Source organism: Thermococcus sp. JCM 11816, from assembly GCF_055396515.1.
In genome coordinates, this window is the sequence record NZ_AP043741.1 from 1,922,367 (window position 1) to 1,936,189 (window position 13,823).

A 13,823-nucleotide genomic window follows, 5' to 3' on the forward strand; every position below is an offset into this window, starting at 1 on the left:
TAAAAGCCCCCTCACTCGGGGGCTTCCGTAACCCATATTTTGTCGCCTAAGATGCCAAACAGAATTATTATCAGGGCGATCACTGGAGAGAGGAGGTACAAGTCTCCCTTTTTTGCTGCTGTGTACATTGAGTAAAGGCCCTCGACTATGAAGAACGTAATGGCCACTGCAGCAACTCCCATTTCAAGCGGCGACAGCTTTGAGTTCAGAATCTTAAGCGCCCTGCTGGATATTACTGGGTATAGCTCATATATTGCCATGAAGAACGTGGCTATGGTAACTGCTCTTAGCATCATATCGGCCACGGATGGAACCGAATCTGGAATGCCGAGGAGCAGTGATGCTGCTATGAGATACGTGGCCGCTTTTGTTCTGGAAATTCTGAACACGGACGCTATTATCTGAACTCCAACCTCAGCTGTGGGCAGTATGCTTGTAAGCCCTGCGAAGAATATGGAGAGCCCTATTAGGATTAGTAGGTAGGAATATCCAGATAGTATGTCTGGTAAGTCCTTTATAAGTTGGAGAGCGTCTTCTTCTCCCCCATATGCGTAGAAGAAAAGCCTCTCGGGACTGCTGGGGGCTATTGCGTAGATAATTGTCAGGGTAGCCAAAAGGCTCACCATCACCTGCATTAGGATACCGACCCCTATGATCGTCTTAGCGTTGAAGCGCTCGTTTATGAAACTGCCAAGCATTATGTAGAAGCCGAAGCCAAGTCCAACGCCGTAAAGTGCCCTCTCAGCGGCTGCTCTAATCAGTGAGAGGCTTAAAGGCTGCCAGCTGTAGGCCATGTGCTTTGCAGTTGCAAGGAAGGCCGCCGTTGGGGGTATTTTGACTTTGAAAAGGATGGCAGTAATGATAGCAACCGCTATGAAGAACAGCGATCCAAGGGACATGATTGTGAAGGTCTTTTCCTTTGCCCTCGTTATTATCACGAATATCAGCGCCAGCATTATGATCTTCGCTACGAGTCTGCCGATGGTTTCAGTACCAACGTACGGACCGAGAAGAATTAGCATAACGTTTGCCGTGTAGTAAGATAGGAATGCTATTATAGTTACTGCGATGGCGAGTATCATCGCTGGTCTCTGAAGGACTTTTCTGTACAGCTCTACGAAGTAGTAGCCAGACTTCATTACCCTTTCTGTTTCAAATATGGCCACCAAAGTGAACACCAGCAGGAATCCGAGGTGCACTACCAGGCCAGTCAACCCGTAGTGGAGCCAGAACTGTGGGAACAGGCCGAGGCTCCCAATTCCCGTTGCGAATCCAGCCACGAGGAATATCAGATACATCGTCCACTTCTGTGTCTGATCCATTTTATCACCCCCATTATTATATCGGGAAGTTTACCGAAGTAATCCTTAAAACTATTGCTCTTGTTAATTTTGGGCTAATCTATAACTTTGGTACTAATTTATTTGTATTTGGTGGGGAAAAAGAACGAATTGTTATATTGAAAAAGGGAAGGAATCAGTCAAGCCCCTTCCACTTGACCAGACCCAACAGGAACCTGTGCGGAAGCTTTTCATGGTGCGGGTGAACCCTGACCGCGTAGTGCCAGCACGGGTCTCCCAGGTGTCTGAGGGCGTTTCCTTCGTAGGTGTATAGCCATTCACCCTCTCCCACCTGCTCTGGGTGTCTGAGCTCAACGATGTGGGGCTTTTCAATCTCGTAGCCCTGCGCCCTGACGCCGTAGTAGAGCTCAACCTCAACGTCCTCCGGCTTGAGACCATCGAGGTAAACCCTTACCTCAAGCCTGTTGCCCTCGGCCTTGGCGTCCCTTATCTCCACTTTGTCCCACGAGGCCCTAACCCTGTCCTTCCACGCCGCTATCTCCTTTGCGCCGCTGTAGTTTTCCCTTGTGAGCCAGATGTAGTTGCTCATGGCCTTGGAATAGAACCTGTCCATGTACTCCTTGACCATCCTGTGGGTGCTGAAGCGCGGGGCTATGCTCTTTATGCTCTCCTTCATCATGTATATCCACTTTGCCCTGTTCTCGTAGTAGGTTGGTATGACTTCCTCCTCAAGCAGGGTGTAGAGGCTCTCAGCGTCCTTCGGGTCGTCCGCTTCCGTTTCAGGTTCGGTAGTTTCTTCTCCAATGACCCAGCCGTTCTTTCCGTTGTAGCCCTCGACCCACCAGCCGTCGTAGATGCTGACGTTCAGAACGCCGTTCAGCCCGGCCTTCATTCCGCTCGTCCCGCTGGCTTCCATAGGCCTGCGCGGGTTGTTGAGCCAGACATCGACGCCTGCCACCATGAGCCTCGCGCTGCCCATGTCGTAGTTCTCCATCACGAATATCTTACCCCTGAACTCGGGCATCTTGGAGACCTCGTACACTCTCCTGAGGAACTCCTTTCCTCCCTCGTCCCTCGGGTGGGCCTTGCCGCCGAAGACTATGTAAACGGGCCTCTCCGGGTTGTTCACAATCTTCTTCAGCCTCTCGAGGTCCGTGAGGAGAAGTGTAGCGCGCTTGTAGGTCGCGAACCTCCTCGCGAATCCTATTATGAGGGCGTTCTCGTCTATGTTTGGTATGGGGTCGTCTACCCCGAGCCTCTTGTTTCTCTCTATGGCCTTCCTTCTCAGGAGGTCTATAAACTCCCTCTTTGCCTGGAGGTGGGCTTCCCACAGTTCCTCGTCAGGAATCCTCTCGACGGCGTACCAGATGCCCTCAAGGTTCGTGTGTTCCCTCCAGACCTTGCCGATGTACCTGTCAAAGAGCTTTCTCATCTCGTTGTGCACCCATGTCATGGTGTGGACGCCGTTCGTGATTCCTTCTATCGGTATCTCGTTGAGCGGAACTCCCGGCCAGAGATCCTTCCACATCCTCTTGCTTACCTCAGCGTGGAGCTGGCTGACGCCGTTAACGTAGCTGGATGTTCTTATGGCAAGAAGGGTCATGTTGAGCTGATCTCCCTCTCTTCCGAGTTCAAGGAGTTCCTCTCTTCCTTCAAGGAACTTTGCGAGTCTCTTCTTGACTTCCTCGATCGGGAACCTGTCGTGGCCTGCTGGAACAGGAGTGTGGGTTGTAAAGACCGTCGTTCCCCTCACGATGCTCAGGGCCTCGGTGAAGGTCAGACCCTCTTCCATGTACCAGGCTATCCTCTGGAGGTTCGCAAAGGCTGGGTGCCCCTCGTTGAGGTGAATGACCCCAGGCTCGATTTCAAGGGCCTTGAGAAGCCTCATCCCGCCGATTCCAAGGAGGATTTCCTGCTTTATCCTCTTGTCCATCTCGGCGTTGTAGAGGTAGTCGCAGATCGTCCTGTCGTCGGGGCTGTTCTCTGGGACGTCGGTGTCGAGGAGGTAGAGCTTCACCCTGCCGACGTTTACCTCAAAGGCCCTTGCATAGACAATCCTGTCCTCAATCGGAACCTCAATGCGGAGCGGCTTTCCTTCCCTGTCGAGGACGGGCTTTATCGGCATCTCCTCGGGCTTGTACTCGGGGAATATTTCGACCTGCCTGCCGTTTCCATCTATCTCCTGCCTGAAGTAGCCGTGCTTGTAGAGGAGGCCTATAGCGATGAACGGAAGCCCCAGATCGCTTGCGGTCTTCACGTGGTCTCCGGCGAGGATTCCAAGGCCGCCAGAATAAATTGGCAGGCTCTTGCTTATGCCGTACTCCATACAGAGATAGACTATGGGCTTGTCCCACTTGGGGTAGTTGGTGGAGAACCAGGTCGAGCGCGGGTTCATATAGGCGTGGAATTGATCCATCACCAGCTCGTAGAGGTTCATGAAGTCGTCGTCGCGGACGAGCTCCTTAAACCGCTCCTCTGGAGTGTCGAGGAGCAGCTTTACCGGGTTCTTGTACTCCCTCCAGTGCTCAGGGTCAATGTACTCCCAGAGCTTCGTGGCCCTCCTGTTCCAGCTCCACCAGTAGTTGTAGGCCAGATCGGCGAGGTCTCCAAGCGGATACGGGAGCTTTTTCCTTATTTCATCCTCAACGGCATTGGAAACGTTCACCATAGCCATCACCCGTGTATCATCTTCGGTGATACCCAATAGGAGTGGGACTTAAAAAGTCTTGCCGCTCGTCGAATGACGAAAAAAGGAGAAAAGGCTCACTCGCCCTCAAGGGCGAAGGGACTTATGTAGTCCCCGTACTTCTCCCTGGCTTCAAGAAGTCTTTGCCTCTCCTCTTCAAGAACTCTAAACAGCTCTTCGGGAACGTTGTCGAGCTTTCTGTAAATCTCCTCGATTCTGTCTATCTTCGCCAGTAACTCTGGAACCCTTATCTTGAACTGCCTCTCGTAGTCCTCCTTTGTGTACTCCTTGTTGAGGACGTCCTTGAACAGCTTGGCTAGGTCCTTGTACTTTGGAATGTAGCCGATGGGGGTTTCTATGGCCTCAACGTCGCCGTGAACCCTAAGCTCCATCCACTTAAGCCAGACGGCTTTGTCGAGCTTGTGGTTGAGCCAGACGCCGTTCTCGCGGAGGAAGTAGTTCACGGCGAATATCTTCGGAGTCTTCATGAGCTTCCTGCCGAACTCAAGGTAGTTCCTGAGGTAGTCCCCAAGGTGGACGCTCATGAAGTCGAGGATGGCCATGGGATTGAAGGCCCTGACTCCCTCCTTTCCGAGGGTCGCCGCGGTGGTCTCGCTCTCAAGTGAGGCACCCATCGTTATGACGCCGTGCTCCCAGTTGAAGGCTTCCCTGACCGGCGGCCAGGTATCTGCGTCCCTGCCGCCGAATATCATGCCGCCGACTTCCACGCCGCACGGGTTCTCAAGGGCCTCCATATCGACGTTCGGAAAGTGTTCGAGCGAAACTGTGAAGCGCGCGTTCTTGTGGCTCGGCGGTATCTCGTTGCCCTCAGCGTCTTTCTTTCCGCGCCACCACTTTCCGCTGTGGTTCTCGCCTTCGTCTGGAATCTCTATGCCCATGTCGTTCCAGTAGGGCTTTCCGTCCTTGACGAGGACGTTGGAGAAGATTATCTCGACCGGAGAGTGGAGAACCTGCCAGATTATTGGGTCGTCCTCTGGGTTTACACCCTGGATTATGCCGAAGACGCCCTTCTCGACGTTCGCTCCCCTTGCGATTCCGTTCACAGGCAGGATGAAAGTCAGGTCGTCGCCGACGATGTTCTCCCAGGGTATCATGGCGGTTGACGTTTTTCCGCACATGCTCGGATAGGCCCCGGTGAAGTATGTCTTCCTGCCGTGCGGGCCGTTCACGCGCATCAGGAACATGTGCTCGCTCAGCCAGCCTTCCTCAACGGCCCTCTTGATTGTGAGCCTGAAGGCGAGCTTCTTGAGGCCTATCGTGTTCCCGCCGTACTGGGTGTTGACAGAATAGACCGTCTCGTCTTCGAGGTCGATGTATATTCTCCTCTTGTCGAGGTTCTTGCTGGTTTTTCTCTCGTCGAGCTCACCAGCACTGTGAACGAACCTGAAGAAGCGCGCACTCCTACCCAAGCGCTTGAACTCCTCGTAGCCCTTCCTGTAAAGGATGAACTCCGAGTGAGCAACGTAGGCCGAATCAGTGAGCTGGACTGCTGGAATTGTGAATATCGAGTTCTTAGGCCCAAGGACGAAGAAGCACACGAATAACTCCTTGCCCTTCATGATTCCCTTCATCAGCTCGCGTATCTCCTTCAGGCCTTCGTCTCTGTCCTTGGTATTGATGTATGGGAGCTTCTTGCCTCCAGGGAGAAGGATAGCGGTGTTGGCCTTGTCCCTTGCCTGGTCGTAATAGTTGTCGTAGTGAACGGTGTGGTTTGGCGTTTCCAGCATCTTTTCTTCGCCGTAGTAGAGGGCCTTCCACCGAACGTACCCCTCGTCCTCGGGGCTGTCGGTGCAGACGAAAACTTTGTCCGGTTCGAGCCACTCAATCCATTCCGCCAGAAATTCGTGGAGTTCTGGGTTGTCTATGGCCTTTACCTTCTCAAACTGCTCCTTATCAAGGAGCTTTTCAAGCCGTTCAAGAGCGTTCATGATACCGCCTCCAGAGGTGATGCTCCGATGTATTAAAATAGTTTGTCGGTAAGTTTAAGTACTCTAACGAATAAACACGGACATCGAAAGCTACCGATAACCTCAAAAATGGGATGGTTTTAAACACTCACGGTGATACAAGGAGGTGAAAAGAAGTGGAGTTATACTACTCTGAAAAGTTCAACCCCGAAGAGCTTGCCCTTCTGGGAAGGGCCATTGGTACCGTGGCCCAGGGGACGGTAATAGTCGGCAGAGACGGCAGGGCGATATCGAGGTATGGAAAGCGTGCCATGGTTGTGGGCATAGTCAGTACCGGCTCAACGATAATGGATGTTAGGCTTATCCCGCTGATAGCGCTGAAGGACTTTGCCCACAGCAAAGGGATGCCCTTAGCTTACGTTTACTACCACGGGGGCGTTAGGGTCGAGGTGAACGGCCTGGACGTTGATGAGGTTGAGGCAATCCTGAAGAGCAGGAGCTTCATAGAGGCCCATCCAAACGACATAGGTGCCACCGTTTATTATCCAAACGCCCTCGATGACTTCCTTCACGACCTTTTCAAGCGCTACAACTTTAAGATCGGCGGAAAGGCCCTTGTGGATGCTATGAACACTCCTGCGGTGCTCTTTTTCCCCAGGCTCAGCGAGCACTTCGGCTTTGAGGCTGAGCTTATAAACGACATGATGACCAGCTACATCCCGCCGAAACCGAAGGAAGTCTTCCTCCACAAGCTGAACAAGGGCGACTACACCTTCGGACTGCGCTTCAGGCCGGACGGGATAGCCGAGTTCTACAAGGACGGCGAGGAGAAGACGTTTACGAGCATGTGGTCCCTCTTTGATTACCTCAAGAGGGTCTTTAAGTGAGGGCGGCAGTTTTATAAGAGCTGCTCCTCTCTACTATCTGTCCTATTTTGGGGGTGGCACTGATGTTCATCGTACTCGAGGGAATAGACGGCGCCGGCAAGTCCACGCAGGCAAAGCTACTGGCGGAGTGGTTTGAAAACAGAGGATACGAAGTTGTTCTAACGAAAGAACCAACGGACACTCCTTTTGGTAAACTCATAAGGCGGCTCGTTCTTACGGGTGGTAAAGAAGGGATAATAGACGGTGCTAAAATAAGCCATGAGGCTGAGGCACTTCTCTTCGCAGCCGACAGGGCTGAGCACGTTGACAAGCTGATTAAGCCTTCCCTTGAGGCCGGAAAAGTCGTTATATCCGACCGTTACTTCTATTCGTCCCTCGCGTATCAGTGGGCGAGGGGCCTTGACCTTGAGTGGCTCATAGACCTCAACCGCTTCGCCGTAAAGCCCGACATAGTTTTTCTCCTTGACCTTCCGGTAAAGGAGAGCATGAACAGAATAAGAAGCAGGAAAGTGAAGAGCGAGTTCGACAAGATATTCGAGCTTCAAAGAAAGGTCAGGGAGAACTACCTAAAGCTGGCCGAGATGTTCCCTGAAATGAAGATAATCAACGCGATGGAGGACGTTGAGACCGTCCACAACCAGATAATCGCGCTCATTGAGACGCTCCTCGGAGAAGAGTGAAGGGGTCGGCCAGTGCCAGTCTCTTCATCCGGTAGCTAATCAGACCGGTAAACGCTCTTCATCCCCCGTCTTATTTTCCGGTTGCTTTTTAAAAGAGTTCTCCCTAACTCTCCTCGGCCGATGACGAGCGTTAGCCACGCTGACTGATGAAGAAAAGAGGGTTAGCCGAGGCCACGATTCATTCTTTTCAAGAATCCTTGGGTTTTTCTTGAATTCAACGTTCGTGGTTGGGAGAGTTCCTTTCAACGGCGAAGGAGAGGAACTCCCTCAGAAACTTGAGTCCTGCCCCATAGTTTACGGCCTTTGGGTGAATTGATAAGTAGAAGGTGCCCCTGCATCTCGTATAGTCATGTTTTGCTCTTTTCAATGTGAGGCTGAACTTAGTACTTGAATTCGAAAGGTACCAGGTGTACTCCCTGTTCATGATTTTGTATGAAGTTCCTTGGGGAGTGTACAATGTGTCTTTGGTTATAACGCTCAGATTGTGGGATAGCACTACCTTCAGGGCATCTTCAGATATGGCGTAGTTGGGAGGTACGAAGTAGCTGGGCGAAAAGTTCAGTGCCCTCAACTCTTCCAGGCCAAGCTCCAGCTTCTTGCGCGCAGTTCCCGCGTCGCAGTCGAACTCTCTGTATTCATGTATGTAGCCGTGGAGCTCTATATGGTAACCTTTAGCTTGGGACTCTTTCAGGAAATTTACAAAATCGGGATCCTTATCTATGGGATGTTTTCCCGTGTGGTTTGGGATCACAAAGAAGTACGTGTTGTTGGCCATGCCGTATTCGTCGATTATCTCGGTTATTTCCTTAAGCTCTTTGAGGTAAACCGGGCTTACATCGTGGACGAGGATAACAAGCCGACAGGAGCTAGGAAATGTGCTGGATGTGTTGGCGTGACTCTCTGACACACTATCGTTCTGTGTTATGGACAAATCCGGAGAGTAATATTCCCGATTCTCATACAGAAAGATGCCCGCCCCGATTGCCAGGATAAGTGCCGTTGTTATTACCAGCAATTTTTTCATAGGGGTAGTGATGTAGTTTCCTTTTAAAAGTGTTGCTACAAAAAATCAAAAAGGGTAATTCATGGGTTGTTGAAGGCTCTGTTAAAAAACTCCCTGACTCTTGCCTTCCACTCCTCTGGGTGGAACTTGAGGGTTCTAACGTGGGGTGCATCGGTAACCCACAGCTCAATGTCCGGGTTGATTTTCCTGTTCCTCTCGTAGAACTCCCTGACTTCTTCCACCTTAACGAGCGGGTCTTTCTCTCCTGCTATAATGAGGAGCGGCTTCCTAACTCTGTCCGCGTACTCGATGGGATGTATCTCCTTTCCACCGCTGAAGAGCTTCGTAAATGGCTTGACAAAGACGTAAAGCCACTCTGGAAGGTTAGCGAAGTACTTCAGGCCCCTTGCCCCAGTTTTGTCAAGATCCATTGGGGGTGAGTCGGCAACGCCACAACAGACGTCTTCAATCTCAGCGAGCGACCTTATGGTGACCATAGCCCCCATTGAGAAGCCGATGAGTCCAATCTTGTCTGCCCTCTCCGGGTGGGTCTTTTTCAGCCACTCCACGGCGGCCTTAACGTCCAAGAGCTCTTTGTCGCCAACCGTTGTGTACTTCCCCTCGCTCTTTCCGTGGGCGCGGAAGTCAAAGACGAGGACGTTGTAGCCCTCCTTTAGTAGGAACTCGACGGTCGGCTTCATGTAGAGGGAGTACCATCTGCTCGCAGTGTAACCGTGGAGCGGAATTACAGTCTTATTGCTCCCGTTGTCAACCCACCAGCCGCTCAGCTTAAGGCCGTCTTCTGTGGTAAATTCGACATCCTCGTAGTCAAAGCCCAAGTCCTTTGGTGTCCAGTCCTCAACCAGCCTCGGGGGTTTGACCATCTTGTAGCCGACGAAGGCCACAAACGCGAGAAAAACAATGACTGCAAGGACAAAAATGGAAAGGAGCAATCCCATTACTCCTTCCCTCCCTCGACGTCAAGGTTCTTCATCATCCACACCATCGGTAGCGCGAGGAGTACGAGGAGGGCACCTATCGGGAAGAGAACCCTGTAGTTCTCGCCCGCGAGGTCAACGATTGCCCCACCGATCGTTCCTGCGAGGAGCACCGGGAGGGAGCGGGTGGCTTCGAAGAAGCCGTAGTATCTGCCCGTGAACGCTTCCCTCTCGAACTTGGTCAGAAGGTCGCCGATTACTGGGTACGATGCCGCCATGAGGATTCCCCAGCCTATGCCCGCTATTCCTAAGGCTATCGTTATCTGGGCCTTGGTCGTTATGAACCATCCCCAAAGCTGCGGAATTGCAAAGATCAGGCCTCCAAGGACTATGCTCAGCCTTCTGCCGAGCTTGTCGTAGATGATTCCTCCTGGCAGGGCACCGAGAAGAACGGCGACGTTGAAGAGCGCCATCAGGTAAAGGCCGAGGGATGTTACCGCCTTGATGTTCTCCTCCGTTGCTGAACCGTAGAGTATGAACGCGAGGATTCCGTAGAGGAAAACCGCGATGAACTCAAAGCTCATCCACCAGAGAGTCTGAGCCGCGTAGAACTTGAGGAAGTCCCTGTTCCTGACGATGCTCCAGAGGTACTCTCCAAGGCTCTCGTTCTCCTCGATGTCGGGTGCCTCGGGTTCTCTGACAATGAGGTAGACAAAGACTGCTGCACCAATAAGGAAGAACGCCGTGACGAGGAAGGGTATCTTGAGGTAAGGCGTCTGGGTGAGTGCCTTTATTCCCTCACTCTCCCCAGTCATGTCCACGGCCTTAGCGATTAGGTAGCCGGCCAGTCCGAAGAGGAAGAGGTTACCGGCCCACTCCAGCAAGGTTATAACGCCGCTCGCAGTTCCACGCTTTCCGCTCTCAACTGTATCGGGCATAAGGGCCCTGAACTGGGCCGTGTAGAGATGCATTGAGAGATAGAAGAACGCCAGCGTCAGGGCGAAGCCGATCAGCGGAACACTCATGGCGTAGGCGGTGTATATCATTATAGCTGCTATGCCCGCCAGAAGGCCTCCAATCATAATGAAAGGTCTTCTCCTCCCGTGCTTCGACTTCAGGGTATCGCTGTAATAGCCGAGGAGCGGTGGGACAAGTATTCCGATCAATCCCTCGAGGGCCAGTATCGTACCTTTAACAAACGCCGACTGGGTATAGCTCGACAACAGCGGGAAGGACAGCCCCTTGTTTAGAGCCCATCCAACGCTCCTACTGAAACCGAGCAGGGCGAGACCAAGGACAAGACCCCAGCTGAAGCCCTTCCTCACAACACCCTGGTTCGATTCGGATTCCATGTTAACACCCCCCTAATTTTCCCATTGTTTCGCTAGATGTATCTAGACTAAACAAAATTCTGGTTGTCGTGACTTTTTACACTTTTGGATTTCCAAAGACAAAAACAGCAAAGAAGGAAAGGAAGCTTCAGTCCATATCGGGGACGTACTCGTAAACGTCCTCGGCGCCACCCTTGACATCACCCCTCCTGACGAACTGCATCGCTATCAGTGCCAGCAGGAAGAACGCCATTGCAAACGGCAGGAGGGTTTCGTAGCCTATCAGATCAAGCAGTGCACCTGCGAAAGGCGGCGCCACCAGGTTGGCCGCCTGGCTGAAGAAGTAGTAGAGTCCTGTGTAGCCGCCGACTTTCTCGTCCACGGTCATGTCAACGACCATTGGTAGCGAGTTGACGTTAATCATGGCCCAGCCTATTCCCCCGACGAAGAACAGGCCCATGAACTTCATGATAACGGGGTCTGTGAGTGCAACTTCCTGTGGCTTTGATGTTTCGCCGATGAAGAACGCCGCAAGGATTATCGCGATTATCGTTAGGAGACCGAGGGTTATCGTTTTCCTTCTTCCTATTCTCGCTCCAAGGAATCCTGCGGGTATTGCAAAGATCATGAAGCTGAGGCTGAACATTCCAAGCATGAAGGCACCCGTGCTTTCTATTTTCCTCGTTATCTCCGTTTCAGCCGCTCCAACGGGAATTCCATAGAGGTGGTACTTGACGTAGCTTGTGAAGAACGTCTCAAGGGAGTTAAAAGCTATAAACCAGAAGAATATCGCCAGGAGTATTGCAAGAAGGCTCCTCTCGTGGCTGGCGAAGACGTCCTTGAGGTTCTCCTTGAGCTCGCCGAAGCTTTTGCGTGAGGTCTCTGAGAGGAGTTCTCTCAAGTTTATCTTTTTACCCGGAACGCGGTATTCCTCGGGCTCAGGAACAAAGAGCACAACCAGCAGATTTGCAAGGAGCATAATAAGGGCGCCCGCGTAGAACGGGTAGGCGTAGTTCATGTCGTAGAGCACTTTGCCGCCGAAGTATGCTAAAAGGGCTCCGAGGCCGCCCATGAAGTTGATTATACCATTAGCCTGGCTCCTCTTTTCGCTGGGGGTTATATCGGGCATGAACGCAACGACCGGTGAGCGGAAGAGCGCCATGAAGAAGTTCATGAAGATTATTGTGCCCATGAAAAGAGCAAGGTTGCCATGTTCCCTCGCCACGGGAATGAGCGCGAACATCAGCGCGGCTGAAGGTGCGCCGAGCAGGATGTACGGCTTTCTCCTTCCGAGCCTTGTCCTCGTCATGTCGCTGAGCGCGCCCAGGAAGGGCAGAAGCAGGACTGCAAAGAGGTTGTCTATCGTCATTATGAATCCAGTTATCGTCCTGTTCATGTGGAACGTGTCTTGGAGAAATAGCGGTATGTATGCGTTGTAAAGAGCCCATATTATGCTTATACCGAAGAAACCGAAGCCGAGCAGGAAAATCCTGCTGTATTTGAACTCCGCCACTTCCATCACCCCTTGTTTTATTGTCGTTTATAGTCTCCAAATCTATGGAAGAAGCATTTTTAAGGGTTTTTTGAACATAATCGGGCAGGATGAGAGTGCTCACGTTGGGACACAGGGGTTGCAGGGGGAAGATTGAGAACACCATTCCAGCCTTCAAAAGGGCCCTCAGATGGGCTGACGGTGTTGAGATGGACGTCAGGGTTACTGGGGATGGTAAGATTATAGCCCACCACGATGAGGGCTTCTGGAGCGATGGAGAGTATTATCGCGTCTCTGAATTAACCTTTGCTGAAATAAAGCGCCTTCACCCTCTTGGAAAGCTCGTTCCAAGCGTTGAGGAAGTGATCAGGAGTGTTTCAGGATTTTTCGATTTTGATGTTAAAGAACCTGAAGCAGTGGAACCGCTTTTGAACCTGATTGAGAGGAACTCCCTTTTTACATCTTCGGTGTTTTCTGCAGATAATCCCGATATCGGGAAGAAACTGATCTCCGAGTGTCCTGCTTGCAGGGTGGGCTTCTCAATAATTGGATATTCAAACGCCGTTGTCCTTCCAACTTTAAAGGGGCTCTATTCCGTTCACGTTCCAATAGATGCAGTTTCATACATTGGCTTCAGGAACCTAACTGCAATTCTCCGGGCTGCCCGGAAAAGGGGGCTCAAGATTTTCCTCTGGAACTACAGGATGGACGAGCTGACATGGGTTCCAAGACTTCTGCCATTTGTTGATGCAGTAATTTCCGACGATCCTACCCGCCTGAGAAAAGCTTTTATGAACGATGCGTATTGAACGCGAGGCGGTTGTTATGTGGGAGCGCGATAGGGTTATCGTCCTCGGACACAGGGGGTACATGAGCGACTACCCCGAAAACACCCTTCTTGCCTTCAGGAAGGCTGTTGAGGCCGGCGCGGACGGCATAGAGCTGGACGTCTGGCTTACAAAGGACGGGCGCGTAGTGGTGATGCACGACGAGACCATAGACAGGACGAGCAACATGAAGGGCAGGCAGAAGGACATGACCCTCGAAGAGCTCAAGAAGGCGGATGTGGGGCAGGGTGAGAGAATTCCGACGCTTGAAGAGGTCTTTGAGGCCATTCCGAGGAATGCGCTTGTGAACGTTGAGCTGAAGGACAGGGACGCCGCCCGCGAAGTTGCTGAAATCGTTGCCGAGAACAATCCCGAAAGGGTAATGATATCATCCTTCGATATGGATGCCCTCCGCGAGTACAGAAAGTACGACGATGAGACCACGATGGGCCTCCTCATAGACCGTGAGGAAGTGGTGCCTTTAATCCCGAAGCTCAAGGATGAGCTCAACCTCTGGTCGGTGAACGTCCCCATGGAGGCGATACCGCTCATAGGGCTTGAAAAGACCCTCCAGACCCTTCACTGGGTCCGCTCCCTGGGCCTGAAGGTTGTTCTGTGGACTGAAAACGACGTTCTCTTCTACAAGGACGATAACCTCGCCAAGCTCAAGGGGCTCTTTGAAGTGGTTATAGCGAACGACGTGGTGAGGATGATAGAGTACCTTAAAAAGCTCGGGCTGAGATGAGCAAG

At 52.0% G+C, this 13,823-nt stretch carries 11 protein-coding genes; 4 read left to right on the forward strand and 7 right to left on the reverse strand.

All coding sequences use genetic code 11. The features are described 5' to 3' along the window. Positions 1–11 precede the first annotated feature (11 nt). The 3 genes from ACZ5TN_RS10710 to ACZ5TN_RS10720 all read right to left on the reverse strand — a co-directional run bounded on the left by ACZ5TN_RS10710 (position 12) and on the right by ACZ5TN_RS10720 (position 5,936). Positions 12–1,322: a sodium-dependent transporter gene (locus ACZ5TN_RS10710; protein ID WP_464916699.1), complete on the reverse strand. Its 1,311-nt coding sequence runs from the start codon at positions 1,320–1,322 to the stop codon at positions 12–14. A gap of 154 nt (positions 1,323–1,476) precedes the next feature. Then, the gene (gene malP / locus ACZ5TN_RS10715) at positions 1,477–3,969 is read right to left on the reverse strand and encodes a maltodextrin phosphorylase (RefSeq protein ID WP_464917631.1); all 2,493 of its coding nucleotides are present in this window, start codon (positions 3,967–3,969) and stop codon (positions 1,477–1,479) included. A 95-nt stretch (positions 3,970–4,064) separates the two neighbouring features. After that, complete coding sequence (locus ACZ5TN_RS10720) at positions 4,065–5,936, reverse strand: phosphoenolpyruvate carboxykinase (GTP) (protein WP_464916700.1); 1,872 nt, start codon at positions 5,934–5,936, stop codon at positions 4,065–4,067. 155 nt (positions 5,937–6,091) lie between these two features. On the opposite strand from ACZ5TN_RS10720, the gene ACZ5TN_RS10725 reads away from it, so the two are divergent. Beyond that, on the forward strand, positions 6,092–6,802 hold the full coding sequence (locus ACZ5TN_RS10725; protein ID WP_011250355.1) for a phosphohexomutase domain-containing protein: 711 nt from the start codon (positions 6,092–6,094) through the stop codon (positions 6,800–6,802). Between the two features lie 62 nt (positions 6,803–6,864). Further along, positions 6,865–7,482: a dTMP kinase gene (gene tmk, locus ACZ5TN_RS10730; protein WP_011250354.1), complete on the forward strand. Its 618-nt coding sequence runs from the start codon at positions 6,865–6,867 to the stop codon at positions 7,480–7,482. 214 nt (positions 7,483–7,696) lie between these two features. On the opposite strand, the gene ACZ5TN_RS10735 is transcribed toward tmk, so the two are convergent. The 4 genes from ACZ5TN_RS10735 to ACZ5TN_RS10750 all read right to left on the reverse strand — a co-directional run bounded on the left by ACZ5TN_RS10735 (position 7,697) and on the right by ACZ5TN_RS10750 (position 12,273). Further along, positions 7,697–8,506 carry a DUF2334 domain-containing protein gene (locus tag ACZ5TN_RS10735; protein ID WP_464916701.1) on the reverse strand — a complete coding sequence of 270 codons (810 nt, stop codon included), beginning with the start codon at positions 8,504–8,506 and terminating at the stop codon, positions 7,697–7,699. Positions 8,507–8,565: 59 nt separating this feature from the next. Beyond that, on the reverse strand, positions 8,566–9,444 hold the full coding sequence (locus ACZ5TN_RS10740) for an alpha/beta hydrolase (RefSeq protein WP_464916702.1): 879 nt from the start codon (positions 9,442–9,444) through the stop codon (positions 8,566–8,568). Next, entirely contained in the window at positions 9,444–10,775 is a 1,332-nt protein-coding gene (locus ACZ5TN_RS10745; RefSeq protein ID WP_464916703.1) for an MFS transporter, read from the reverse strand. Before ACZ5TN_RS10745 ends, ACZ5TN_RS10740 begins: the two co-directional genes overlap by 1 nt. A 127-nt stretch (positions 10,776–10,902) precedes the next feature. After that, positions 10,903–12,273 carry an SLC45 family MFS transporter gene (locus ACZ5TN_RS10750; RefSeq protein ID WP_464916704.1) on the reverse strand — a complete coding sequence of 457 codons (1,371 nt, stop codon included), beginning with the start codon at positions 12,271–12,273 and terminating at the stop codon, positions 10,903–10,905. A gap of 83 nt (positions 12,274–12,356) precedes the next feature. Here ACZ5TN_RS10750 and ACZ5TN_RS10755 point away from each other — a divergent pair, with 83 nt between their 5' ends. Beyond that, on the forward strand, positions 12,357–13,055 hold the full coding sequence (locus ACZ5TN_RS10755) for a glycerophosphodiester phosphodiesterase family protein (RefSeq protein WP_464916705.1): 699 nt from the start codon (positions 12,357–12,359) through the stop codon (positions 13,053–13,055). A gap of 16 nt (positions 13,056–13,071) precedes the next feature. Next, complete coding sequence (locus ACZ5TN_RS10760) at positions 13,072–13,818, forward strand: glycerophosphodiester phosphodiesterase family protein (RefSeq protein WP_464917632.1); 747 nt, start codon at positions 13,072–13,074, stop codon at positions 13,816–13,818. Positions 13,819–13,823: the final 5 nt, after the last annotated feature.

Bases quoted from the DNA above. Each gene is read 5' to 3' on its own strand.
- ACZ5TN_RS10750 (WP_464916704.1), bottom strand. From the start codon at position 12,273: ATGGAAGTGGCGGAGTTCAAATACAGCAGGATTTTCCTGCTCGGCTTC.
- ACZ5TN_RS10735 (WP_464916701.1), bottom strand. From the start codon at position 8,506: ATGAAAAAATTGCTGGTAATAACAACGGCACTTATCCTGGCAATCGGG.
- tmk (WP_011250354.1), top strand. From the start codon at position 6,865: ATGTTCATCGTACTCGAGGGAATAGACGGCGCCGGCAAGTCCACGCAG.
- ACZ5TN_RS10720 (WP_464916700.1), bottom strand. From the start codon at position 5,936: ATGAACGCTCTTGAACGGCTTGAAAAGCTCCTTGATAAGGAGCAGTTT.
- ACZ5TN_RS10740 (WP_464916702.1), bottom strand. From the start codon at position 9,444: ATGGGATTGCTCCTTTCCATTTTTGTCCTTGCAGTCATTGTTTTTCTC.
- ACZ5TN_RS10760 (WP_464917632.1), top strand. From the start codon at position 13,072: ATGTGGGAGCGCGATAGGGTTATCGTCCTCGGACACAGGGGGTACATG.
- ACZ5TN_RS10745 (WP_464916703.1), bottom strand. From the start codon at position 10,775: ATGGAATCCGAATCGAACCAGGGTGTTGTGAGGAAGGGCTTCAGCTGG.
- ACZ5TN_RS10710 (WP_464916699.1), bottom strand. From the start codon at position 1,322: ATGGATCAGACACAGAAGTGGACGATGTATCTGATATTCCTCGTGGCT.
- ACZ5TN_RS10755 (WP_464916705.1), top strand. From the start codon at position 12,357: ATGAGAGTGCTCACGTTGGGACACAGGGGTTGCAGGGGGAAGATTGAG.
- malP (WP_464917631.1), bottom strand. From the start codon at position 3,969: ATGGTGAACGTTTCCAATGCCGTTGAGGATGAAATAAGGAAAAAGCTC.